This window comes from Vreelandella jeotgali Hwa, assembly GCF_000334215.1.
GTDB classification, from domain to species: Bacteria; Pseudomonadota; Gammaproteobacteria; order Pseudomonadales; family Halomonadaceae; genus Vreelandella; species Vreelandella jeotgali.
Genome location: NZ_AMQY01000014.1, coordinates 256109 through 279002 on the forward strand (window position 1 = coordinate 256109; position 22894 = coordinate 279002).

Annotated in this window: 20 protein-coding genes and 2 pseudogenes; 11 read left to right on the forward strand and 11 right to left on the reverse strand. The window is 62.4% G+C overall.

Features of this window, described 5'->3' with window-relative positions; all coding sequences use genetic code 11:
- Nucleotides 1–40: 40 nt before the first annotated feature.
- From C793_RS0107195 to C793_RS0107205, 3 genes are all read right to left on the reverse strand, one after another.
- Entirely contained in the window at nt 41–322 is a 282-nt protein-coding gene (locus tag C793_RS0107195) for a hypothetical protein (protein WP_017430266.1), read from the reverse strand.
- 161 nt (nt 323–483) lie between these two features.
- Nucleotides 484–1671: a 1-acyl-sn-glycerol-3-phosphate acyltransferase gene (locus tag C793_RS0107200; RefSeq protein WP_017430267.1), complete on the reverse strand. Its 1188-nt coding sequence runs from the start codon at nt 1669–1671 to the stop codon at nt 484–486.
- Between the two features lie 61 nt (nt 1672–1732).
- A complete protein-coding gene (locus tag C793_RS0107205) occupies nt 1733–2659 on the reverse strand; it encodes a recombination-associated protein RdgC (protein ID WP_017430268.1) in 927 nt (308 codons plus the stop codon).
- A gap of 316 nt (nt 2660–2975) precedes the next feature.
- On the opposite strand from C793_RS0107205, the gene C793_RS0107210 reads away from it, so the two are divergent.
- The 7 genes from C793_RS0107210 (at nt 2976) to rpsA (ending at nt 13306) form a co-directional block, all read left to right on the forward strand.
- Nucleotides 2976–3413 (forward strand): acyl-CoA thioesterase, encoded by a 438-nt coding sequence (locus C793_RS0107210; protein ID WP_017430269.1) that lies wholly within the window; start codon nt 2976–2978, stop codon nt 3411–3413.
- 149 nt (nt 3414–3562) lie between these two features.
- Nucleotides 3563–6307, forward strand: coding sequence for a DNA gyrase subunit A (gyrA, locus tag C793_RS0107215; RefSeq protein ID WP_017430270.1), 2745 nt, complete (start codon nt 3563–3565; stop codon nt 6305–6307).
- Complete coding sequence (serC, locus tag C793_RS0107220; RefSeq protein ID WP_017430271.1) at nt 6291–7394, forward strand: 3-phosphoserine/phosphohydroxythreonine transaminase; 1104 nt, start codon at nt 6291–6293, stop codon at nt 7392–7394. The genes gyrA and serC overlap by 17 nt, the downstream gene beginning before the upstream one ends.
- A gap of 5 nt (nt 7395–7399) precedes the next feature.
- Nucleotides 7400–8491 (forward strand): prephenate dehydratase, encoded by a 1092-nt coding sequence (pheA, locus tag C793_RS0107225; RefSeq protein ID WP_017430272.1) that lies wholly within the window; start codon nt 7400–7402, stop codon nt 8489–8491.
- Nucleotides 8488–10752: a bifunctional prephenate dehydrogenase/3-phosphoshikimate 1-carboxyvinyltransferase gene (locus C793_RS0107230; RefSeq protein WP_017430273.1), complete on the forward strand. Its 2265-nt coding sequence runs from the start codon at nt 8488–8490 to the stop codon at nt 10750–10752. Before pheA ends, C793_RS0107230 begins: the two co-directional genes overlap by 4 nt.
- Entirely contained in the window at nt 10742–11440 is a 699-nt protein-coding gene (gene cmk, locus C793_RS0107235; protein WP_026106168.1) for a (d)CMP kinase, read from the forward strand. Before C793_RS0107230 ends, cmk begins: the two co-directional genes overlap by 11 nt.
- A gap of 186 nt (nt 11441–11626) precedes the next feature.
- Nucleotides 11627–13306, forward strand: a complete 1680-nt coding sequence (rpsA, locus tag C793_RS0107240) for a 30S ribosomal protein S1 (protein WP_017430275.1) — start codon at nt 11627–11629, stop codon at nt 13304–13306.
- Between the two features lie 371 nt (nt 13307–13677).
- On the opposite strand, the gene C793_RS14465 is transcribed toward rpsA, so the two are convergent.
- The gene (locus tag C793_RS14465) at nt 13678–13953 is read right to left on the reverse strand and encodes a hypothetical protein (RefSeq protein ID WP_156804948.1); all 276 of its coding nucleotides are present in this window, start codon (nt 13951–13953) and stop codon (nt 13678–13680) included.
- On the opposite strand from C793_RS14465, the gene C793_RS0107245 reads away from it, so the two are divergent.
- Nucleotides 13952–14317: a histone-like nucleoid-structuring protein, MvaT/MvaU family gene (locus C793_RS0107245; RefSeq protein WP_017430276.1), complete on the forward strand. Its 366-nt coding sequence runs from the start codon at nt 13952–13954 to the stop codon at nt 14315–14317. The genes C793_RS14465 and C793_RS0107245 overlap by 2 nt on opposite strands.
- Nucleotides 14318–15088: 771 nt before the next feature.
- Entirely contained in the window at nt 15089–15418 is a 330-nt protein-coding gene (locus C793_RS0107250) for a hypothetical protein (RefSeq protein ID WP_017430277.1), read from the forward strand.
- Here C793_RS0107250 and C793_RS0107255 read toward each other — a convergent pair.
- The 6 genes from C793_RS0107255 to pilB are packed head-to-tail and all read right to left on the reverse strand — an operon-like array spanning nt 15415 to nt 21058.
- Nucleotides 15415–16293 (reverse strand): hypothetical protein, encoded by an 879-nt coding sequence (locus C793_RS0107255; protein ID WP_017430278.1) that lies wholly within the window; start codon nt 16291–16293, stop codon nt 15415–15417. The genes C793_RS0107250 and C793_RS0107255 overlap by 4 nt on opposite strands.
- 36 nt (nt 16294–16329) lie before the next feature.
- Nucleotides 16330–16578 carry a DNA gyrase inhibitor YacG gene (gene yacG / locus C793_RS0107260; RefSeq protein ID WP_017430279.1) on the reverse strand — a complete coding sequence of 83 codons (249 nt, stop codon included), beginning with the start codon at nt 16576–16578 and terminating at the stop codon, nt 16330–16332.
- A gap of 21 nt (nt 16579–16599) precedes the next feature.
- Nucleotides 16600–17196 carry a dephospho-CoA kinase gene (gene coaE / locus C793_RS0107265; RefSeq protein WP_017430280.1) on the reverse strand — a complete coding sequence of 199 codons (597 nt, stop codon included), beginning with the start codon at nt 17194–17196 and terminating at the stop codon, nt 16600–16602.
- A complete protein-coding gene (locus tag C793_RS0107270; RefSeq protein ID WP_017430281.1) occupies nt 17193–18035 on the reverse strand; it encodes a prepilin peptidase in 843 nt (280 codons plus the stop codon). Before C793_RS0107270 ends, coaE begins: the two co-directional genes overlap by 4 nt.
- 10 nt (nt 18036–18045) lie before the next feature.
- Nucleotides 18046–19275 carry a type II secretion system F family protein gene (locus C793_RS0107275; RefSeq protein ID WP_017430282.1) on the reverse strand — a complete coding sequence of 410 codons (1230 nt, stop codon included), beginning with the start codon at nt 19273–19275 and terminating at the stop codon, nt 18046–18048.
- A 28-nt stretch (nt 19276–19303) separates the two neighbouring features.
- Nucleotides 19304–21058 (reverse strand): type IV-A pilus assembly ATPase PilB, encoded by a 1755-nt coding sequence (gene pilB / locus C793_RS0107280; RefSeq protein WP_017430283.1) that lies wholly within the window; start codon nt 21056–21058, stop codon nt 19304–19306.
- Between the two features lie 242 nt (nt 21059–21300).
- Between pilB and C793_RS13645 the strand changes: the two are divergent.
- Nucleotides 21301–21499: pseudogene (locus tag C793_RS13645) on the forward strand (pilin); the annotation flags it as partial.
- Nucleotides 21500–21554: 55 nt separating this feature from the next.
- On the opposite strand, the pseudogene C793_RS13650 reads toward C793_RS13645, so the two are convergent.
- A pseudogene (locus tag C793_RS13650) lies at nt 21555–22545 on the reverse strand (IS481 family transposase).
- Between the two features lie 155 nt (nt 22546–22700).
- Between C793_RS13650 and C793_RS14565 the strand changes: the two are divergent.
- Complete coding sequence (locus C793_RS14565; RefSeq protein WP_169330548.1) at nt 22701–22874, forward strand: hypothetical protein; 174 nt, start codon at nt 22701–22703, stop codon at nt 22872–22874.
- Nucleotides 22875–22894 lie beyond the last annotated feature (20 nt).

A 22894-nucleotide genomic window follows, 5' to 3' on the forward strand; every position in this document is an offset into this window, starting at 1 on the left:
TCGGGCAATGGATGAAAAACGCGGTCGGGGAGACAGCTGGCTAGTACAGCGCCTGCTCTTCGAGCACTACCTCACGCAGCAGGGCGAGAAACAGCTTGTCGGCTTCCGAATGTTCGGCCGGGTCTTCGGGAATGTGAACGCTGGTGATATCCGAGATTTCGTTGGCAATGGTGGCCATGCTGTCGGCGCTGCCGCCGTTATCCAGCTCATGCCGGGCCACCGCCAGCGACTGCTCGAGGATTTTGGGATCCTGCAGCAACTTGCGGATAAATCCCTGTAGTTCATTGATAACGCGCGTTTTTTGAATTTCTGAAGCAGACATCAAGACTTCTCCTCAAGACTCTTAAAGACTCTCCTGTAGACGCCCGGTACGCGGCTGGCTCCGTGACCCGGCTCCGGGCCGGGACCGGCAGTGTCCCAACCGCTCGACCATAGCATTTTTCCCCGCCTGTCTCACGAGAGGCGACCTCACGAGAGGCGATCTCAAGAGGCCACGCGCCCGGCCTTGTGCTTCACCGGGTTGGCGTATTGCGCGAGCCAATAAGGGCGCAGGGCCTCGGGCACCTCGCTCAGGCGCTGGTTGAAGCGTTCGCGGTCCTGACGGCTGATGGACCCGTGCGCGACCAGTTCGGGAGCGTCGCCCTGGGCCTCAAGCGCCAGATAGTGGGTCGGAAACAGCCGGTAGCCGCCGATGACCTGGCGGTCGATCTCGGCGGCGACTTCCTCGGCGCTGCCGGCCTCGGCCCCCAGCGGCGTGCCGAAGTGGAGCTGGACGCGACCCTTGTTACCGGTAATGCCGGCGACAATCGACTGAATATCCTCGAACTCGCTTTTATCGTAGCCGCCCCGGGTATCCAGGTCGTACTGCTCGCGGGCTTTCTGAACGTCGCAGGGGTCCAGCTCATAGCTGATGGAAACCGGCACCATGCGCAGCTCGGTAATGGCGTCGCCGGTACCTGCTGCCTTGTCTTCCTTGCGCCGGGCCATGGTCAGCATCTTGACGATCGCCGGGTCGGTGAGGTCGATGCCGGTCTTGGCGCGGCCCTCGCGCTGGGCCATCCAGATCGAGTGGTTATCGGCGGTAATCGAGTGGCGAATATACGCCGACAGATTCTGGTAGGCGGCGAGCATGGCGCGCTTGCCGCGCGCGCTGCGGGGCACGATGAAGCTCTTGTTGAGCCGCATCAGGTCGGTGACATAAGGCTTTTTCAGCAGATTGTCGCCGATGGCAATGCGCACCGTGTCGCGCCCGGCCTGATACAGCGCGTAGTTGACGAACGCCGGGTCCAGCGAAATATCCCGGTGGTTGCCGATAAACAGGTACGCGGTGTTGGCGTCCAGGCGTTCGAGTCCCGATACCTCGAAGGCATCGGTGCTGGTGCGGATCATGCGCGCCATGTAGCCGGCAATGCGCTGCTGAAAGGCCCGCACGTCGCGCACGCCCCGGACTTCACGCTTGACCGCGCGGCTGGCCAGCAGGCGTGCCAGCGGCGGAGCAAAGCGGGCCAGGCGCGGCAGGCGGAACCGCGTCAGCGCGTTGAGCAGCTCGTTGTCCCGGGTCAGTCGCTTGAGCACGTCTTCGACTTCATCGTCCTCATAGGGGCGAATGTCGGCCCAGGGATCGGTGGCGGCGTCCGCAGACGTGTGATGGCTTGTGTCGTGGTCAGTCATGAATCCGTTCCGTCGGGTAGAGGAGACAGCCGCTGGCGGGCGGTACGGCCGGTGTTGGCCGTCAGTGGGTATCGCCGGTGCGCGCTTCGCCGCCGAGCCATTCCAGCAGGCGAACCACATCGGTGGAAAGCGCCTGCGCCATGAGAACGAAATCGGTTTCCAGCCGCGCCAGGGCATCGTCGCCATCATCCGCCTGGTCGGCTTCCTCGATCAACGCGTCGCCAAAGCGCAGCGACTTGAGCGTGAGTTCGTCGGTCAAGACAAAGCTCAGGCGGCTCTCGATCCCCAGCGCCAGTTTGCTCGCCTGGCGGCCGCCTTCCAGCAGCTGCTGAATGTCGTCGCCGTCGAGATCGACCTGGCGGGCGCGCAGCACGCCGTCGTCGCCCTTGGCGTTGAGCTCGACCTGATCGCCGAGCGTCATGTCGCCCGGGCGGCTGGCGGGGTTGCCAAGCCACTCGGTCATGGCGCGGATGGGCAGCGTCTGCGCCGTCAGCGGCGTTACCTGGAGGCTGCCCAACGTCTCGCGCAGCAGATCAAGAATGTCCTCTGCCCGGGCGCGCGACGCCACATTGATGCCGATCAGCCCCCGGTCAAGGTCCCACCAGAGATCGGTTTTTTGCCGGCGGACAAAGGCCTGGGGCAGTAGAGCCTCGGTGATTTCCTCCTTGAGCGCGGTCTTTTCCTTGCGGGTGACCTTGCGACCCTCGGCCTGCTCGATATCCGCCACGCGCTCGTCCACTTCTTCGCGAACCACGGAGGCCGGCAGCAAGCGTTCCTGGCGCAGCACCGAGAGCAGCCGCTGGCCCTGGATATCGTGAACCAGCCGACCGCCGCCCAGGCGACCGGCCGGAGCCGTCCAGCCCAGACGGCGGGCATCCGCCTGGCCCAGCGGCGCGGCGGCGTGGTCAGCCAGCGCGTCTTCAAGCGTTGCGCCGTCAAGCTCGGAGGCGCCGTGTAAACGGTAAAGCAGCAGGTTTTTAAACCACATGTGCCTGTCCTTGAGGTTGGCTCCGGGGGTTACGAGGTCTGCATTGTGCTCCGGCCAAGCTGCGTCGCGCCGGGCAGAAAAAAACCGGGCAGAGATAAAGCCGCTCGCAACCGGGGCCGGTGAAGGCAAAAGGCGCCTATTATGTCGAAAGCCGCGCTTTCCTTCCAGCCATATTGCGCTTGTCCGATAGGCTGCTATCCATGTTGCAGGTGTTTCAAACTTGTGTTTGATTGAGCCGGTTATGGTCGAGGCCGTTCAGCATGAATGGCCCGCCAAAACATTCGTCTCAATGACACTGCATCAGGGAGTTAACCGTATGAGCGATTTGCTTTCGCGCACGGCGCTACGGGTTCGTGGCTACCATCTGGATGGCTACGGCCACGTCAACAACGCCCGCTATCTGGAGTTCATGGAAGATGGTCGCTGGGCCTTTTTCGACCAGCAACCGCAGCTGATGGCGGGCCTGCATCAGGTCGGCCGCGCTTTCGTCGTGGTCAATCTCAATATCGATTACCGCAACGCCGCGGTGCTGGGGGACGACCTGGCCGTGCTGACCGGCATTACCCGGGTCGGCGAGCGCAGCGGGATCTGCCATCACCGGATCATTCGCCGACGCGACAGCGCCACGGTGGTCAGCGCCGACCTGACGTTCGTGCTGCTGGACATGAAGGCCAACCAGGCCGCCACGATCGACGGCGAGGTGCGTGACGCCCTGGGTGCGCTGACGGTTGGGCGCGAGGCATTCGATAATTGATCCGGGCCAGTCGGATCCCGATGCACCGGCGGCTGCCCTTGGCGCCTTAGCAGTGGTATGATGGCGCGTTATTGCGCGCCGTTATTCGGTGTTCGCGCTTCTCGCTGTTTCGCAGTGCTTCATCACGCAGTGCAAAGGATCTGACTTTCATGGGTGACATCGCCAGAGACATTCTGCCCGTTAATATAGAAGATGAGCTTAAGCAGTCGTATCTCGACTATGCCATGAGCGTCATTATCGGCCGTGCGCTGCCCGACGTGCGCGACGGTCTGAAGCCCGTGCACCGGCGTGTGCTGTTTGCCATGCACGAGCTCAACAACGACTGGAACAAGGCGTACAAGAAATCGGCGCGCGTGGTTGGCGATGTTATCGGTAAATACCACCCCCACGGCGACAGTGCGGTATACGACACCATCGTGCGCATGGCGCAGGACTTTTCCATGCGCCACGTGCTGGTGGACGGCCAGGGCAACTTCGGCTCCATCGACGGCGACAACGCCGCCGCCATGCGCTACACCGAGGTGCGTATGGCGCGGCTGGCCCACGAGCTGCTGGCCGACCTGGAAAAGGACACCGTGGACTGGGTCGACAACTACGACGGCACCGAGCGTATTCCCGACGTGCTGCCGACCCGGGTGCCCAACCTGCTGATCAACGGCTCCTCGGGCATTGCCGTGGGCATGGCAACCAACATTCCCCCGCACAACATGAACGAGATCATCGATGCCTGTCTGGCACTGGTCGATGATTACACCCTGTCCATCGATGAGCTGATGGAATACATCCCCGGGCCGGATTTTCCCACCGGCGGTATCATCAACGGCCGCGCGGGGATTCTCGACGCCTACCGTACCGGCCGCGGCCGCATCCATGTGCGCGCCGACCATACCATCGAGCACGATGAAAAGACCGGCCGCGACCACATCATCATCACCGAACTGCCGTACCAGGTGAACAAGGCGCGGCTGATCGAAAAGATTGCCGAGCTGGTCAAGGACAAGCGCATCGAGGGCATTGCCGAGCTGCGCGACGAGTCCGACAAGGACGGGATGCGCGTGGTCATCGAGGTCAAGCGCGGCGAATCCGGCGAGGTCGTGGTCAACAACCTCTTTGCCCAGACCCAGCTGCAAAACGTCTTCGGCATCAACATGGTGGCGCTGGAAAACGGCCAGCCGCACTTGCTGAACCTCAAGGAGCTGCTGGAAGCCTTTGTCCGCCATCGCCGCGAGGTGGTCACCCGGCGTACGATCTTCGATCTGAAAAAGGCCCGCGAGCGGGGCCATATTCTGGAAGGTTTGACCGTGGCCATTTCCAGCATCGACGAGGTTATCGAGCTGATCAAGGCCGCGCCCAACCCCGCAGAGGCGCGGGAGAGCCTGCTGACGACCACCTGGCAGCCGGGGCAGGTCACCGGCATGCTCGAACGCGCCGGGGCGACCTCGTGCAAACCCGAGGATCTGGACGAAGGCTACGGCCTCAACACGTCGGCTACCGCCTACCAGCTGTCGCCGGCGCAGGCCCAGGCGATTCTTGAACTGCGTCTGCACCGCCTCACCGGGCTGGAAACGGAAAAACTGCTCAACGAATATCTGGGGATTCTCGAGCGCATTGCCGAGCTCACCGAGATTCTCGCCTCGCCGGACCGGCTGATGGAAGTCATCCGCGACGAGCTGGTGGCCGTGCGCGATCAATACGGCGAAACGCGTCGTACCGCGATTCAGGCGAGCCATCTGGATCTGTCCATCGAGGACCTGATCGCCGAGGAAGACATGGTGGTCACGGTGTCGCGGTCGGGCTACGCCAAGACCCAGCCGCTGTCGGACTATCAGGCCCAGCATCGCGGGGGGCGCGGCAAGTCGGCCACGGCGATGAAGGACGAGGACGTTATCGAGCATCTGCTGGTGGCCTCGACCCACGACACCGTGCTGCTGTTCTCCAACCGCGGCAAGGCCTACTGGCTCAAGGTCTACGAAATGCCCAACGCCAGCCGCGGTTCCCGGGGCAAGCCGCTGGTGAACATGCTGCCGCTGGCGGAAGACGAGGCGATCAACGCCATGATGCCGGTGCGCGACTATGATCCCGACCACTACATCTTCTTCGCCACGGCCAGGGGAACGGTCAAGCGCACCAGCCTGGCGCAGTTCTCGCGGCCGCGCAGCGTGGGCCTGATCGCCATCGACATCGACGACGATGACCGCCTGGTCGGCGCGGCGATCACCTCGGGCAGCGACCACGCCATGCTGCTGTCGTCCAACGGCAAGGCCATTCGCTTTGAGGAACGCGACGTTCGCGCCATGGGGCGTACCGCCCGAGGCGTACGCGGCATGCGCCTGGCCGACGAGGCCGAGGTGATCAGCCTGATTATTCCCCAGCATCAGCAGATCGACGCCGAGGACGAGCAAGCCGAGACCGTCGTCGCCGACGAGGCGCCTTCGCCGATTTATATCCTCACGGCCAGCGAAAACGGCTACGGCAAGCGCACGCCGTTGGGCGAATTCCCGCTGCGCGGGCGCGGCGGGCAGGGCGTCATCGCCATGCAGACCAGCTCACGCAACGGCGCGCTGGTGGCCGGCATGCAGGTTTACGACAGCGATGAAATGATGCTGATCACCGACCGCGGCACCCTGGTGCGCACCCACGTCGACGAGGTGTCGATTACCTCGCGCAATACCCAGGGCGTGATGCTGATTCGTCTGGGCAAGGAAGAACATCTGGTCAAGACCGTCCGCGTCGACGAGCCCAGCGAGGCGGAAGGCGACGCCGATCAGGACGCAGCCGAGCCGGGCGAAGAAGACGGGGAAGTCGAAGACACCCAGGCAGTGGAAGAAAATCAGGAAAATTCGGTAAACCCGGAAAACCAAAAGGAGCAGGGCAGCGATGACCCGTCAGTATAACTTTTGCGCGGGTCCGGCTGCGCTGCCCACGGCGGTTCTCGAGCGCGCTCGGGATGAAATGCTGGACTATCGCGGGCGCGGGCTTTCCGTCATGGAAATGAGCCACCGCAGCGCCGACTTTACCGCCATTGCCGAGCGCGCCGAAGCCGACCTCCGCGAGCTGCTGGCCGTGCCGGACAACTACCGGGTGCTGTTCTGCCAGGGCGGGGCGACAATGCAGTTTTCCATGCTGCCCATGAACCTGCTGGGCAGTGGCGGTCGCGCCAACTTTATTCAGACCGGCATCTGGAGCAAAAAGGCGCTGGTTGAAGCGCAGAATCTGGGCATGGCCTGTCACGTCGCGGCCGATACCGACGCCGAAGGCAATCTTGCGGTGCCGCGCCCCGACGCGCTGGATATCAGCGACGACGCCGCCTACCTGCACTACGCCGCCAACGAAACCATCGGCGGGCTGGCGTTTGACTACGTGCCCCGAACGCAGCGGTCGGACGGCGCGGCAGTGCCCGTCGTCGGCGATCTGTCGTCGACGATTCTTTCCGGTCCCATCGACGTTTCGCAGTTCGGAATTATTTACGCCGGCGCGCAGAAAAATATCGGCCCGGCGGGGCTGACGCTGGTAATCGTGCGCGATGATCTCCTCGACCAGGCGCAGGCCGTGATGCCCGGGCTTTTCAGCTACAGGGCCATGGCCAGTGCCGGTTCGATGGTCAACACGCCGCCCACCTACGCCTGGTATCTCGCCGGGCTGGTATTCGAGTGGCTGAAAAACGACATCGGCGGCCTGGCGGCCATGAGTGCGATCAACCAGCGCAAGGCCGATAAACTGTATACCGCCATCGATGACAGCGGGCTGTATGCCAACCCCGTTGCGTCGCACAACCGCTCGCGGATGAACGTGCCCTTTACTCTGGCCGACGCCCGGCTCGACGGCGAGTTTCTCCGCGAGGCCGGTGACGCCGGGCTGTTGAATCTGAAGGGGCATCGCAGCGTGGGCGGCATGCGCGCGAGCCTGTATAACGCCGTGCCCGAAGCCGCCGTGGACGCCCTGACCGCGTTCATGGCCGATTTTGAACAACGAAAAGGCTAACGACCATGTCTGATGCGTCAGCCCGGCTGGATACGTTGCGCGAGCGCATCGATCAGCTGGACAGCGATATTCTGCAAAAAATCAGCGAGCGCGCCCAGTGCGCCAGCGATGTTGCCGAGGTCAAGCTGGCGGAAGACCCGGGCGCGCTGTTTTACCGCCCCGAGCGCGAGGCCCAGGTGCTGCGCCGGATCATGGCGGCCAACAAGGGGCCGCTTTCCGATGAAGAAATGGCGCGGCTGTTTCGTGAAGTCATGTCGGCCTGCCTGGCGCTGGAAAAACCCGTCAAGGTGGCCTATCTGGGCCCCGAAGGCACCTTTACCCAGCAGGCCGCGCTCAAGCACTTCGGTGAAAGCGCGGTAAGCCTGCCCATGGCCGCGATCGACGAGGTGTTTCGCGAGGTGGAAGCCGGCGCGGCGAACTACGGCGTGGTGCCGGTGGAGAACTCCACCGAAGGCGTGGTCAACCATACGCTGGATACCTTTCTCGAATCGTCGATCCATATCTGCGGCGAAGTCGTACTGCGTATTCACCACCACCTGCTGGTGGGCGAGAACACTCGGCGCGACAAAATCTCGCGGATCTACTCGCATCCGCAGTCCTTCGCCCAGTGCCGCAAATGGCTGGACGCCCACTATCCTCAGGCCGAGCGGGTGGCGGTGGCTTCCAACGCCGAAGCGTCCAGGCTGGTCAGGACCGAGTGGCACAGCGCGGCCATCGCCGGCGACATGGCGGGCAAGCTTTACGGCCTGGAAGTGATCGCCGACAAGGTCGAGGATCGTCCCGACAACTCCACGCGCTTTTTGATTATCGGCAGCCGGGATGCACCGTTTTCCGGGAACGACAAAACCTCGCTGGTCGTCGCCATGCGCAACCAGCCCGGCGCGCTGCATGACCTCCTGGAACCCTTCCACCGCCATCGCATTGACATGACCCGGCTGGAAACCCGGCCCTCGCGTAGCGGCGTCTGGAACTATGTGTTTTTCATCGACTTTGTCGGCCACCACGAAGAGCCTCATATCACCGCGATGCTCGATGAAGTCCGCCTGCGCGCGGCCGACCTGAAAGTACTGGGGTCGTATCCGCAAGGTGTGCTGTGAGCCAGGCACCGGGTAAGCCAACGCGCCTGCTGATTGTCGGCCTGGGACTGATCGGCGGCTCGCTGGCCGCCGCGCTGCACGCCGCCGACTACCCCGGTACGATTGTCGCCTGCGACCCGGATGCCCGGGAAATCCAACGCGGCATTGATATGGGGCTGATCGACTCCGGCAGCACGCAGCTGGCCGAGCTCGCTCCCGGGGCCGACATCATCGTGCTCGCCGTGCCGGTGCTGGCGATGGAAGCGGTAATGCGCGAACTGGCCGCATTGAACCCGACCCTGGCCGGGCAGACGGTGACCGACGTGGGCAGTACCAAGGCGGTAATACGCGATACGGCTCGGCGCTTATTCGGCTGCATGCCGCCGACGCTGGTGCCGGGACACCCCATCGCCGGGTCGGAAAAAAGCGGCGTGGCGGCCGCCAACCCCGAGCTGTACGTTGGCCGCAACGTCATTGTCACCCCGGGGGGAGAAACGGATGCCCGTGCGCTGGCCGAGGTGCGCGCGCTCTGGCAGGCCTGCGGCGCCAGAGTGCTGGAAATGGAGGTCGAGCGCCACGACGAAGTGCTGGCGCAAACCAGCCACCTGCCGCACCTGTTGGCGTTTTCGCTGGTGGATACCCTGGCCCGCCAGGACGAGCGGCTGGATATCTTCCGCTACGCCGCCGGCGGCTTTCGCGACTTCACCCGGATTGCCGGCAGCGACCCGGTGATGTGGCGGGATATCTTTACCGCCAACCGCGACGCCGTGCTGGCCTCCCTCGATGACTTCGAGGCAGGGCTGGCGCGGCTGCGTACCGCTGTGGAAGCCGGCGACGGCGATGCCATGCTCGCCACCCTGGGTCGAGCCGGCCACGCCCGCCATTATTTTGAATCACTGCTCAACAAGACCAGCTATCAGACGGAATATGCCATGCAATCACAGGGTCAGGTGACCTACCGGATGCGTCCGGGAGGTAGCGTAGCAGGGCGCATGCGCGTGCCCGGCGACAAGTCGATTTCCCACCGCTCGATCATGCTCGGCGCTCTGGCCGACGGTGTGACCACCGTAAGCGGCTTTCTCGAAGGCGAAGACAGCCTCGCTACCTTGCAGGCGTTCCGCGAAATGGGCGTGGCCATCGAAGGCCCGCACCAGGGCCGCGTGGTGATCCACGGCGTGGGACTTCACGGTCTAAAACCGCCGGCGGGGCCGATCTACGTGGGCAATTCCGGCACCGCCATGCGTCTTTTTGCCGGGCTGCTGGCGGGGCAGCGCTTTGCCAGCGAGCTATCCGGCGACGACTCGCTGACCCGGCGGCCCATGAATCGCGTGGCGGAGCCGCTGCGCGAGATGGGCGCGACCATTGATACCGCCGAGGGCGGCCGCCCGCCGCTGCATATTCACGGCGGCAGCACGCTGTCCGCCATGCACTACGACATGCCCGTGGCCAGCGCCCAGGTCAAATCCTGCCTGCTGCTCGCCGGCCTTTACGCCGACGGCGAAACCCGGGTGCGCGAGCCGGCGCCGACGCGCGACCACACCGAACGCATGCTCGGCGGCTTTGGCTACCCGATAGCGCGCAAGGGCGACACCTGCTGGCTGGCAGGCGGCAAGCCGCTGACGGCCTGCGCCATCGACGTGCCGGCGGATATTTCCTCGGCGGCGTTTTTCATGGTCGCCGCGGCGATAACGCCGGGATCGGACCTGGTCCTCGAACACGTGGGCGTTAATCCTACCCGGATCGGGATCATCAATATCCTCCAGCTGATGGGCGCTGACCTTGAACTGATCAACGAGCGCGAAATCGGCGGCGAACCGGTGGCGGACATCCGCGTGCGCTACGCGCCGCTCAAGGGCATCGATATTCCCGAGGTGCAGGTGCCGCTGGCGATCGACGAGTTCCCCGCGCTGTTTATCGCCGCCGCCAACGCCACCGGCACCACCCGGCTCAGCGGCGCCGCCGAGCTGCGGGTGAAAGAGTCCGACCGCCTGGCGGTCATGGCTGATGGCCTTGGTGCCATCGGCGTGGAGCATCGCCTGCGGGAAGACGGTATCGAGATTGTCGGCCACGGCCATACTGATACGCCCGCCTACGGCGGTGGACGCATTGACAGCCTGGGCGACCACCGTATTGCCATGGCCTTTGCCGTGGCCGCGCTGCGGGCAGGCGACGATATCATGATCGACAACTGTGCCAACGTCGCGACGTCTTTCCCCGACTTTGTGGAAATGGCGACGCACACCGGCATCCGGCTGGAAGTGGAGGCTGACCATGAGCGCTAGTGCATCGACCGTTAATGTGTTGACCATTGACGGCCCCGGCGGTGCGGGCAAGGGCACCATCAGCAGCCTGATCGCCGAGCGGCTGGGCTGGCACCTGCTGGACAGCGGCGCGCTGTATCGGCTGACCGCTTACGCGGCTGGCAAGCACGGCGTTGAGCTGAACGACGAAACCGGCCTGGCCCGGGTGGCCGAAAACCTCGACGTCGCCTTCCCGGTGGCCGACGGCGCGGTGCAGACGCTGCTCGAAGGCGAAGACGTTACCCGCGCCATTCGGACCGAGCAGGCCGGCGAGCGGGCTTCCCGGGTCGCCGCCATTCCCGTCGTGCGCGAAGCGCTGCTCAAACGTCAGCGGGACTTTGCCGTCGGGCCGGGCCTGGTCGCCGACGGCCGCGACATGGGCACGGTGGTATTCCCCGGCGCAGGGCTGAAAATATTCCTCACGGCCAGCGCCGAGGAGCGCGCCCGGCGGCGCCATGAGCAGTTGCGCCAGGCCGGCGTGAATGCTACCCTTCCGAATCTTTTGCAGGAGATTCAGGCACGCGATGCGCGCGATACGCAGCGCAGCGTGGCACCGCTCAAGCCGGCAGACGATGCCGTAACCCTTGATACCACGCGCCTGAGTATACCGGAAGTGGTGGAACAGCTGACCGAATGGTTGACCCGAAAGGGCATGGCCTCCGGCGAATGATTCTCCCTTGCGGCGCTTTCGATGTGGCGTCATGGCGTGACCGGGCAGACAACTTGCACACGGTGAGCCCGTTCAGGTCCAACCAGCGTTAACGTCCGCGAAAGCAGAGTGACATTAGGCCCGTACTTGCTGGTGGTACGGAGAAGGCAGCGATGCCTCAAACAACGTTGATCACGTAGGAACACCATGAGCGAAAGCTTTGCTGAACTGTTTGAACAGTCCCTTAACGACATCAATATGGAGCCGGGTGCCATTGTGGCAGCCCAGGTGGTCGACATTGACGGTGACTGGGTTACCGTCAACGCCGGCCTGAAATCCGAAGGTCAGATCCCCGCGTCGCAATTCCTCGACGAAAACGGCAACGTCGCCATTGCCGTGGGTGACGAAGTCCACGTCGCTCTGGAAGCCGTTGAAGACGGTTTCGGTGCTACCCGCCTGTCCCGCGAAAAGGCCAAGCGCGCCGAAGCGTGGAAAGTGCTGGAAGCCGCTTTCGAGAAGGAAGAAATCGTCAAGGGCGTGATCAACGGCAAGGTCAAGGGTGGCTTCACCGTTGACGTTGACTCCATTCGCGCCTTCCTGCCGGGTTCGCTGGTGGACGTTCGCCCCGTGCGCGACACCACGCACCTGGAGAACAAGGAGCTGGACTTCAAGGTCATCAAGCTCGACCCCAAGCGCAACAACGTCGTGGTATCGCGCCGCGCCGTGCTCGAAGCGGAAAACAGCGCCGAGCGTGAAGCGCTGCTCGCCACGCTTCAGGAAGGCCAGCAGATCAAGGGTATCGTCAAGAACCTGACCGACTACGGTGCCTTCGTCGATCTCGGCGGCGTAGACGGCCTGCTGCACATCACCGACATGGCCTGGAAGCGCATCAAGCATCCGAGCGAAATTGTCTCCGTCGGCGACGAGATCAACGTCAAGGTGCTGAAGTTTGACCGCGAGCGCAACCGCGTATCGCTGGGTCTCAAGCAGCTGGGCGAAGATCCGTGGGTCAACATCAAGGGTCGCTACCCGGAAGGCACCAAGGTGCACGCCAACGTCACCAACCTCACCGACTACGGCTGCTTTGCCGAGCTGGAAGAGGGTGTCGAAGGTCTGGTTCACGTCTCCGAAATGGACTGGACCAACAAGAACATCCACCCGTCCAAGGTTGTGCAGGTGGGTGACGATGTTGACGTCATGGTGCTGGATATCGACGAGGAGCGTCGTCGTATCTCTCTGGGTATCAAGCAGTGCACTGCCAACCCCTGGGAAACCTTCAACGCCGAGTACAACAAGGGCGACCGCGTTGCCGGTACCATCAAGTCGATCACCGACTTTGGTATCTTCATCGGCCTGCCCGGCGGCATCGACGGCCTGGTTCACCTGTCCGATATCTCCTGGACCGAAACCGGCGAAGAAGCGGTACGCCAGTTCAAGAAGGGCGAAGAAGCCGAAGCCGTTATTCTGTCCATCGATCCCGAGCGCGAGCGCATCTCGCTGGGCATCAAGCAGATGGATACCGATCCGGTTGCCGAGTATCTGTCCGTCAACGACAAGGGCTCCATCGTCACCGGCCGTGTGGTCGAGGTTGATGCCAAGCAGGCGCAAGTTGAGCTGGCCACCGACGTCGTTGCCGTGCTCAAGGCGTCCGAGATCAGCGCCGACCGCGTGGAAGACGCGCGCAATGCGCTGAACGAAGGCGACAGCGTCGAAGCCCGCATCGTCAGCGTTGACCGCAAGAGCCGCCAGATCAATCTCTCGGTCAAGGCCAAGGATCAGGACGATACTCGCCAGAACATGAAGAAACTGCGCGAGGAAGATCAGGATGCCGCCGGCGGCGCCACCACGATCGGCGATCTGATCAAGCAGCAGATGGGTCAGGACTAAACCTCCAGAGGTTCCCGACGGTAGCCTCATGACTGCCGCATAAAACGCCGCCCCGACCGGGGCGGCGTTTTTTTGGCACAGTATCCTGTTCACGCCTTACAAAAGCCCTTGCCGAAGCGCGGGTATTATCATTTCAACGTGGTAACTATTATCCCCTGGCACTCGATATTAAACTGATTTATCAGCGATATCGAAAGTTTTTATTAAACTGTGTCAACTTCGTGCAAGAAGGGAATTTCAGTGGCTTTGTATCCGTTTGTTATCGAGTTTCCATTGGATTCATCTCCGCTATTTCCCGATACGCCGGTTTTCACCCGCTGGCGTTGTGGCAGCTTTGTCGTTTTAACAGAGTGTCGGGAAGAGGGTGTCTATTAGCTTCCGGCACGGCCTGAATAATTAAATAAATAATGAAAGGTTGCGAGTTGGCATTTATAGCGTAATAATGTGCTCGCACAGTATGGAGCATTAACAAGCGGATCGTTGATCATTCGACCTGTCGTTTTCCATATTGAAGTCTGCCCCTCAAAGCCTCCTTTAACGCCTTTGGCAGACATAATCAAAGCCGCTTGCCGGGTCGCAAATAACCGCGGCTCCTTCCCGGCAAGGTCTGTCGGTTGGCCACTTTTACTTTGCAAGGATTTTTCCATGTCGCTAATCAATGAATATATCCAGAAAGAACAGCAGCTAAAGCAGCTCCAGCAAGACCTGGTGCGCCTCGAGGAAGACCAGCGTCTCAAAAGCGAGCTGGAGCTCAAGGGCAAACTCGAAAGTCTGATGGAAGAGTTCGACAAGCGTCCGTCCGACATCATCGCACTGCTGGACCCCGAACAGGCCAACAGCAAGAGCACAACCACAACCGGTCGTCGCAAGCGTCGTCTGAAAATCTATGAAAACCCGCATACCGGCGATGTCATCAAAACGCGCGGCGGTAACCACAAGGGGCTGCGCAGCTGGAAGAGCGAATACGGTGATGAAACCGTCGAATCCTGGCTGGTACGCATGGAAGACTGAGGCCGCCTCGGCCTCTGGCAGGCGCGCCCGGGCGTTAAGCCGATGCCCGGGAGCCTGTGTTGTTACACTCAACCCGGCCTCCAGTTCCTTGACCTTCAGTGCTTCGGCCTTCAATGGCCATTGTTTTCAGTGGTCGGCCTTCAACTCTTCAATCTGGAACTCACCGGCTTGCACGTCACTTTCCGGGTAAAATTGACCGGGCATTGCCGGGAAGGTTCGGCAGAGAAGGCCAGTGAGAGAAGGTCTGGCCGGAAAAGCTTTGCTGGTAAAGCCCAACAGAGCAAGCTCGACCGAGAAGGTTCAACAGCGACAGCTGGGGATATTCAGGGCGCACAGCTCAGATGGGCCACCCGTTTTGCCATTCATGGGGTAACGCTTCCTGTGCCCCTGAGGTCAGGCTCTGAATCCGGCCAACAGCGGCGTTAACCCCTGTTTATCGGCAAAACACTCGAGACCCGGATTCAGCCGACCGAAATCCAACAAGAGTTTTTATAAAGCAATCTATAAGATTTTTCTTGATTGCATTTTGTTATAAGTTTTTACCATAGCATTCAACGATCATTCCCATGATGGTTGGCTATCGTCGTTTATCGTGTCGGTTTCAGCTAAAGGCTTTAGAGAAAAGCTTGGGCAAAAAGCTCTGTGAAAAAGCTCTGGCAAAAAGCTTTAGCGACACGCTATTGCGACAGCGCTTGATTGCGACAGTCGGTAGCGTCGGTATGCCACACCTTCATCAATACAGCCTTTTTCTCAGGTGACAATGGAATACGCATGAAGCAACGTAAAGCGGCCAAACCGGAGAGCGAACGCGATAAGCTGCGTCAGTTTCAGCAGCTGGACGACGATTTTGCCAGGGCGCTACAGGACCTGGATGACCCACAGAGCGCGGACGATATTCCCACCGGCCCTCCCGTGCGTTCGCTTGCCGCCATGGAAGAAGATGACAGCGCCGCCCGGGCCGAGACGGCTCGCCAGCAGGCATTCAGCCGCCAGGTAGAAACGCTGCTCAGCGATTACCAGATATCCCATGCCGGGCTCAAGGCGCTGATTGATACCCTGATGGCCAACGGCCTCTGGCAGGACGAGGGGCCGGCTGCCTAGCGGTAGCGGTATACCCGCAGGCTGGGCAGGAAGGGTTCGTTTTCCAGCTTCTCGTCCCGGCGCCGGGCGCGGGTGCGTTTTTCCGGCGGCGCGGCGGGCGGTTGGTTGGTATGCGGCAGGCGGCCATCTTCACGAGGAATGAAAATCGGCATGGCGACGTTGAGCGCACGCCGAACGCGGCCGTCTTCCAGCGGGGTCGTAAAGAACAGGTTGGCCCGCATCAGCGGTGCCTGGGGCTGCACCTGCGCCAGCGGCTCGCCGGCGGGAATGCCCGCCAGTTTTTTGAGCTGAATGCGGATGTGCGCCGCTTCGCTGTCCAGCGCCAGTAGCTTCTTCTCTGCCTGCGGCACGTCGAGTCGTTTGATCGAACGACCGCTGCTGTACCAGGCAAAGCGCACCCGCGATACCGGTCCTTCGGCGGTGGGCAGCTGGCGCCAGCACTGTTTCAGGTGCAGGCGCGCCAGGCCGTTGCGTTCCAGCACCTGCTCGACCTGCGGATGGCGCCCGGGCAGCCGCGAACGGCTTTCGCTGAGCAGGGCGGGGGATTGCTGCTTGATGGCCTGCAGGCATTCGCTGAACGCGCTCTTGGCCGCGTTGGCGGCGGCGACTGCCTGCATCAGCCGCTCATCGGCGGCGATCAAACCGATATGGTTGCGTGTTTCGCGGCCGTCCTGGCCGGGCAGGTGCCACATATCCAGCAGCGCCGCGGTAAGCCACTCCACCCCCGGCGCCGGGTCGTACAGCGCCCAGGCGCTGGCGGGCCCTTCGGCAAAGCAAACGATGACCTGATTCAGCGTGGCCAGCACCTCGTCGAAGGCGGCGTCCAGACGCTGCAGCAGCCGGTAGTCCACCGGGCGGGCATCTTCGGGCGGCATCAGGGCTCCTCGCCGGGATGAGTGGCACGGCCGCTGTCAGGACAGCGGCGCATCGCGGTCGGCCTGCTGCAGGAGCGCATCGATATCGGCTTCATCCATGGCCGACTCGCCGCCGATGCGGTGGCTTTCGTCGGCCCAGGCGCCCAGGTCGAGCAGTTGGCAGCGCCGGCTGCAAAACGGCCGCCAGGGGTTGTCTGCCGACCAGACGACGCGGTGATGGCACTGCGGGCAGGGCACTTCACCGGGCGTTGGAGAAGTGCTGTCACGAGATGGGCGGGAAGGCATAAAAACTCCTTGGCAGGCGGATCAAACAGGCGCCCGATAGCGGGCGTCCAGAGCGCTGACCTGTTCGCGCATGAACGGCGTATCGCCGCTATTATCCACCAGGTCGCAGCCACGGGAAAGGCGCTGATCGCGGGACAGCTGGGCGTCAAGAATGGCGTCGACCTGTTCCCGGCTGACGCCGTCCCTCGCCAGGGTGCGCTCGCGCTGTAGCGCTTCGGGCACATCCACGACCAGGCAGCGGTCGATCAGCGCGTCCTGCCCGCTTTCAAACAGCAGCGGCGAGACCAGCAGCACGTAGGGCGCCGGGCCGGCTTCCAGACGCTGCAGGTGCGCCAGCAGGCGTTCGCGCACCCGGGGATGGGTGATGCTTTCCAGCCACTCGCGTTCCGCCGGCGCGGAAAATATGCGTTCGCGCAGTGCGGCGCGGTTCAGGGTGCCGTCCGGGTGCAGTACGGCCCGGCCATAGCGACGGTGGATGGCGTCAAGCGCCGGTTCGCCGGGGGCGACAATTTCCCGGGCAACGTCGTCGGCGTCGACCCAGGCCGCGCCGAGTTCGGCAAAGGCGCGCGCGACGGTCGATTTGCCCGAGCCGATGCCGCCGGTCAGACCGATGATCATGTCATCAGCCCCAGATAGGCGGCCATCAGCTCATTGCCGGCCAGCAGCCCGGCCCAGCCCGCTACGGCGAGAAAGGGGCCGAAGGGCATGGGCAGGCCCCGGCGCTCGGGGCTGGTTTGCAGCGCCAGGCCGATCAGCGCCCCGAAGCCGGCAGACATCACCAGCAGCAGCGGCAGAAAGCTCCAGCCCAGCCAGGCGCCCAGCGCGGCCAGCAGCTTGAAATCGCCGTAGCCCATGCCTTCCTTGCCGGTGACCAGCTTGAAAAGCCAGTAAAAGCCCCACAGCACCAGATACCCCGCTATCGCGCCGATGACGGCGGAAGGCAGCATCAGCGGCTGAAACAGCAGCTGATAGACCAGCCCCGCCCACAGCAGGGGCAGCGTGATGACATCGGGCAGCAGTCGGGTGCGAAAATCGATAACCGCCAGCGCCAGCAGCGCCAGGCAGGCGGCGAAGATAAAAGCCGCTTCTGCGGTCACGCCAAACAGCGCCACGGCGGTTACGCCCAGCACGCCGCCGGCGAGTTCCACCAGCGGGTACTGCACGCTGATGCGCGCCTGGCAATCGGCACAGCGGCCGCGACGCTTGAGCCAGCCGACAAGCGGGATGTTGTCGTGCCAGCGAATCGGCGCCTCGCAGGACGGGCAAATCGAGGCGGGCACCGCCAGATCAAAGCGCGATGACGGTTCGGCCGGCAGCTCCAGCGCCGCCCGGGCTTCGCTACGCCAGGTGCGCATCAGCATGACCGGCAGGCGGGTAATCACCACGTTGAGAAAGCTGCCCAGGCAAAGTCCCAGGAGCAGCACCGGTAGCCAGACCAGCAGCAGAGACGGGGTCATGCAGTTCCTTTTAGATCGCCGTACCCAGATTGATGATGGGAAGATACATGGAAATCACCACGCCGCCAACGAGTGTCCCCAGAACGACAATGATCAGCGGCTCCATCAGCGACGTCAGCGCATCCACCTTGTTGTCCACTTCTTCCTCGTAGTAGTCCGCCACGCGGTTGAGCATGGCATCCAGCGCACCGGATTCCTCGCCGATGCTGATCATCTGCACCACCAGCGAGGGAAAGCGGTTGGTCATGCGCATGGCAAAATGCAGCGGCTGACCGGTGGACACATCCTGTCGCGCGCGCATCACCGCTTGCTGATACACCTTGTTGCCGGTGGCCCCGGAGCAGGTCTGAAGCGCCTCGACAAGCGGCACCCCGGCCGCGAAGGTGGTCGCCAGGGTGCGCGAAAAGCGCGCCACGGCAGATTTTTGCAGGATATTGCCGATAATCGGTAAGCGCAGTATCAGGCTATGCAGGCGGTAGGCCACCCGGGGCGAGCGGCGGGCCGCCCGGCGCAACAGGAAGATGCCACCCGCCAACCCTGCCGCGGCGTGCAGCCAGTACTGCTGCGCCAGGTCCGAGAGGTGCAGGGTCACCTGCGTCATGGCGGGGAGCTCGGCGCCGAAGTTGTTGAACATTTCCTCGAACTGCGGCACCACCTTGATCAACAGCAGCAGAGTGATGCCGATGCCGATCGACATCACGGCTGCCGGATACCACATGGCCTTTTTTACTCGCCCCTTGAGCATTTCCACCTTTTCCTTGTAGGTGGCAACACGCTCCAGCATCTGGTCCAGCGAGCCGGATTGCTCGCCGGCTTCCACCAGGTTGATGAACAGGTGGTCAAAATGCCGGGGATGGCGCCGCAGGGCATCGGAAAAGCTCGCACCGGCCGCGACATCGTTCATTATCTGCTGAATGATCACCACCATGGCGGGCTTTTCGACACTTTCGGTGACGATGTCGAGCGACTGCAGCAAAGGCACACCGGCACGGATCATGGTCGCCATCTGACGGGCAAAAACGGCGATGTCCTGCGGTTTGACGCTGCCGCGGCCCTGCATACCGCCTTTCCGTCGAATGCGGCGAACGATGATGTCATGGCGTTTGAGCTCGGTGCCGACTTCGGCCTTGCTGCGGCTGACGACTTCACCGCTGAGCTTGCGCCCGGTGGTGCTGTGGCCGCTCCACTTGAAGCGGTGGAGTTTGGCGGGTTTGCGTCGTTGACGAGGGGATTGCGCCATGCCTGTTCCTTTGTCGGTGGCTGTGTCCTTATTCCTTCGTGACCCGGTTGACTTCCTCGAGGCTGGTAATACCCTCCATCACCTTCATCAGACCGCTGTGATGCAGGTTGGTAAAGCCTTCCTGGCGGGCCTGGCGGTCGATATCCAGAGAGTTGGCATCGCGCATGATCAGCTGGCGCATGGCCTCGGTGACCGGCACAACCTCGTAAATGCCGATACGCCCCTTGTAACCCTGGGTACACTGCTTGCAGCCCGCCGGCTGGTAGATGGTCGAGCGTTCGATATCGGCCTCGCTGAAGCCTTCATGGCGCAGCGCTCGGGCGGGAATGTCCGCCGGCTCCTTGCATTGCGGGCAGAGAACCCTGACCAGACGCTGGGCGATAATCAGACTCACCGCGCTGGCAATGTTGAACGGCGACACGCCCATGTTGGATAACCGCGTCAGCGTCTCGGCGGCGGAGTTGGTGTGCACTGTGGAAAGCACCAGGTGGCCGGTTTGCGCGGCCTTGACCGAAATCTCGGCGGTCTCCAGGTCGCGCACCTCGCCCACCATGACCACGTCGGGGTCCTGACGCAAAAACGCGCGCAGGGCACTGGCAAAGTCCAGCCCGATTTTGGGCAGCACGTTGACCTGGTTGATGCCGGGCACCTTGATCTCCACCGGGTCTTCGGCGGTGCAGATGTTGCGCTCGATCTGGTTGAGGATATTGATGCCGGTATACAGCGATACGGTTTTACCGCTGCCCGTCGGGCCGGTCACCAGAATCATGCCCTGGGGCTGGGCCAGCGCCTTTTCATAGTGGGCCTTCTGATCCTGGGTAAAGCCCAGCTGGTCGATGCCCAGCTGAGCGGCGGTGGGGTCCAGCAGCCGCAGCACGATCTTCTCGCCGTAGACCGTGGGCAGCGAGTTGACGCGGAAGTCCAGCGAACGGGTACGCGACAGCTTCAGCTTGATGGCGCCGTCCTGGGGCAGGCGGCGTTCGGAGATATCCAGCCGCGACATGATTTTCAGCCGCGCGGCGATGCGGTGGCGCATGGCAAACGGCGGGCGGGCCGCTTCCAGCAGCATGCCGTCCACCCGGAAACGCACACGGTAGCTGTGTTCATACGGCTCGAAATGGATATCCGACGCCTCCTGGCGGATGGCATCGAGCAGGATCTTGTTGACGAACTTGACCACCGGAGCGTCGTCGCTGCTGTCGGAGGTTTCCTCCAGCGGCACATCTTCCCCGCCCCCACTCTGGACGTTAAGCGACGACACGGCATCATCGACGTTGTCCAGATCCTCGAGCATCTTGCGCTCGCTCTGGGCCAGATAGGAGCGCAGGGTGGTGTCAAGCTGATTGACGGGCGCCAGCACGCCGTCAACGCTGAGCCCGGTGGCAAACTGCAGCTCGTCCAGCTGGGTCAGCGTCGCCGGGTAGGGCACCGCAACCGTCAGGCGGTGCTCATGCCGAGCCAGCGGCAACACGCCCAGGTTTCGCAATACCCTGGCCGGATAGTGCTCGGCAGGGGGCAGCGCGCCCAGGCGCACGGCGTCCAGATCCACCACCGGTAGCCCGTACTCCCGGGCAGCGGCGACCGTCGCCTCGACCGGATCCACCAGCCGATGTTCCACCACATGGCGCAGCAGCGGAATTTCCTGCTGTTCGGCGGCCGCTCGGGCTCGGGTTACCTCGGTTTCCGTCAGCAGGCCGTGATTGACCAGCCGCTCGGCTATACCGCGCAGCCCGCCCCGGGCAGCCGCGTGGCTCAGCGTTGACTCGGAGGAAGGTTGGCTCATGCGCAACTCGCTGATGGCTTATGGCTGAGTGATTTATGTTGTGGCAGCTTCCGGCTGTGAAGCCCCTTGTAACACATTCGGCGCCGGCACCACAGCACGGCCGCCGGGGGCGAAAGGCGCTTGTTCGAGTATTTTGAGGTCACCGAAAACGCTTGAAAGATATCCGATCGTAATCTATTGTAACAGTCAGACGGCAGCGCATACCGCATCACTGCCGCTTTACCGTTCAAGGAGTCACTATTATGCACGAAACACCGAACGTACAGCTCCCGAAGCAGGCCGGCTTTACGCTGATCGAGCTGATGATCGTGGTCGCGATCATCGGCGTACTCGCCTCCATCGCCATTCCGCAGTACCAGAACTACACCGCCCGCGCCCAGGCCAGCGAGGCGCTGTCGATTACCGCCGGAACGCGAGCTGATATCGCCGAGCAGTACTCGCTCAAGGGATCAATGCCTGGGGATGATGATGTTGAAACGGATAACATCTCTGGTCGTTACGTGTCGGGTCCCGTGTGATTGACAACTCGTTTGGTAAATAGCTCAGGTCGCTTGGCCTGCCACTCCTTCATCGCCGTGATCGGTGATTGATGATGCAGCGCCTTCTGAGAGATGTGGTGATTGTACAGCCAAGCGTAGCGTTTGAGCGTCTTGCTCCAGGTCCTCGCCTGAGGTATAGCGCCGGGTCGCCAGCACGTCGCTGATGCGGCCGTTGAACCGCTCTACCATACCGTTTGTCTGCGGCCTTCCCGGCTTGATCAGGCGATGGTCGATACCATGGGTCTGGCACTGCTGGTCGAAGGGGTGGCGGCCGCTGGGCTTGCGCTCACCTGCCCGCGTAAAGCGATCGGTGAACGACTTGCCGTTATCAGTCAGCACCGTCTGGATCGTGAAGGGAGCCTTCTCCTCCACACGCTTCATGAACGCCTTGGCATCCTTGGCGGACTGGCTGCTCCTGACCTCCAGATAGACCCAGCGTGTGGCACGGTCGATGGCGACATACAGGTAGCGCTTCTGCTCCTCGTCGGGCATCTGGGGCAGGTGCTTGATGTCGATATGCACGTACCCGGGCTCGTAGTCCTTGAAGGGCTTGTGCCGGGGCTTGTCATCATCTCCGGCATCCTGACGGGCCAGTTCTGCCAGTGTCGGCACCTCGCGGCGCTTGAGCATGCGATGCAGGCCTGAGCGGGACAGTCGAGGGTTCAAGAACTCACGTGCCACGACAAGCAGGTCATCCAGACCGAGGCGCAGGAATTCGCGGGCGGCGATCAGCACCTCCTCCTGCTCGGACGTGAGCGTGGCCAGCAGGTTATGACGCGTATGGGGCCGATCATAAACATCCTCACGGTACCGCCAACGCCGGATGGTCGCGGTGGAGACGCCAAACTGGCGGGCCAGCTCGCTATCCGTGATGCTGGAGGGTGCCGCCTGGATCTCGGCACGAATCTTCGGTGTCGTCGTGGCCTGCTTATGCAGCTTGATGTCCATGAACCTGCTCCCGAATGAATTGCTGTAGAAGCTCTCTGGCTGCGAGCAGAGGATAACTCCTATAGCTCATTTGATCATCCGGGACCCTACAGTTACGTTAAAAGTTTAACTATAGAGACAATGCCATCTATGTAATTTTCGGATCTGATAGTGCTTTGGAAGACGAAAAGATGAAAATTGCACCGATATCAGATGACGGTAATGACGGTGAAGCCAACCCCGGCAACGGCTGGACGTGCTCCTGGAGCAGCGACGCAGATGAAAGCTGGCTGCCTTCCGGTTGTGAGGAAGAAAATGATTCGACTGGTGGAAATGGAGGCGAAGGTTGAAGTTAAGTAACAACCACGAA

Coding starts and splice junctions, on each gene's coding strand:
- C793_RS0107195 (WP_017430266.1), bottom strand. CDS start 322: ATGTCTGCTTCAGAAATTCAAAAAACGCGCGTTATCAATGAACTACAG.
- C793_RS0107200 (WP_017430267.1), bottom strand. CDS start 1,671: ATGACTGACCACGACACAAGCCATCACACGTCTGCGGACGCCGCCACC.
- C793_RS0107205 (WP_017430268.1), bottom strand. CDS start 2,659: ATGTGGTTTAAAAACCTGCTGCTTTACCGTTTACACGGCGCCTCCGAG.
- C793_RS0107210 (WP_017430269.1), top strand. CDS start 2,976: ATGAGCGATTTGCTTTCGCGCACGGCGCTACGGGTTCGTGGCTACCAT.
- gyrA (WP_017430270.1), top strand. CDS start 3,563: ATGGGTGACATCGCCAGAGACATTCTGCCCGTTAATATAGAAGATGAG.
- serC (WP_017430271.1), top strand. CDS start 6,291: ATGACCCGTCAGTATAACTTTTGCGCGGGTCCGGCTGCGCTGCCCACG.
- pheA (WP_017430272.1), top strand. CDS start 7,400: ATGTCTGATGCGTCAGCCCGGCTGGATACGTTGCGCGAGCGCATCGAT.
- cmk (WP_026106168.1), top strand. CDS start 10,742: ATGAGCGCTAGTGCATCGACCGTTAATGTGTTGACCATTGACGGCCCC.
- rpsA (WP_017430275.1), top strand. CDS start 11,627: ATGAGCGAAAGCTTTGCTGAACTGTTTGAACAGTCCCTTAACGACATC.
- C793_RS0107245 (WP_017430276.1), top strand. CDS start 13,952: ATGTCGCTAATCAATGAATATATCCAGAAAGAACAGCAGCTAAAGCAG.
- C793_RS14465 (WP_156804948.1), bottom strand. CDS start 13,953: ATGGAAAAATCCTTGCAAAGTAAAAGTGGCCAACCGACAGACCTTGCC.
- C793_RS0107250 (WP_017430277.1), top strand. CDS start 15,089: ATGAAGCAACGTAAAGCGGCCAAACCGGAGAGCGAACGCGATAAGCTG.
- C793_RS0107255 (WP_017430278.1), bottom strand. CDS start 16,293: ATGCCGCCCGAAGATGCCCGCCCGGTGGACTACCGGCTGCTGCAGCGT.
- yacG (WP_017430279.1), bottom strand. CDS start 16,578: ATGCCTTCCCGCCCATCTCGTGACAGCACTTCTCCAACGCCCGGTGAA.
- coaE (WP_017430280.1), bottom strand. CDS start 17,196: ATGATCATCGGTCTGACCGGCGGCATCGGCTCGGGCAAATCGACCGTC.
- C793_RS0107270 (WP_017430281.1), bottom strand. CDS start 18,035: ATGACCCCGTCTCTGCTGCTGGTCTGGCTACCGGTGCTGCTCCTGGGA.
- C793_RS0107275 (WP_017430282.1), bottom strand. CDS start 19,275: ATGGCGCAATCCCCTCGTCAACGACGCAAACCCGCCAAACTCCACCGC.
- pilB (WP_017430283.1), bottom strand. CDS start 21,058: ATGAGCCAACCTTCCTCCGAGTCAACGCTGAGCCACGCGGCTGCCCGG.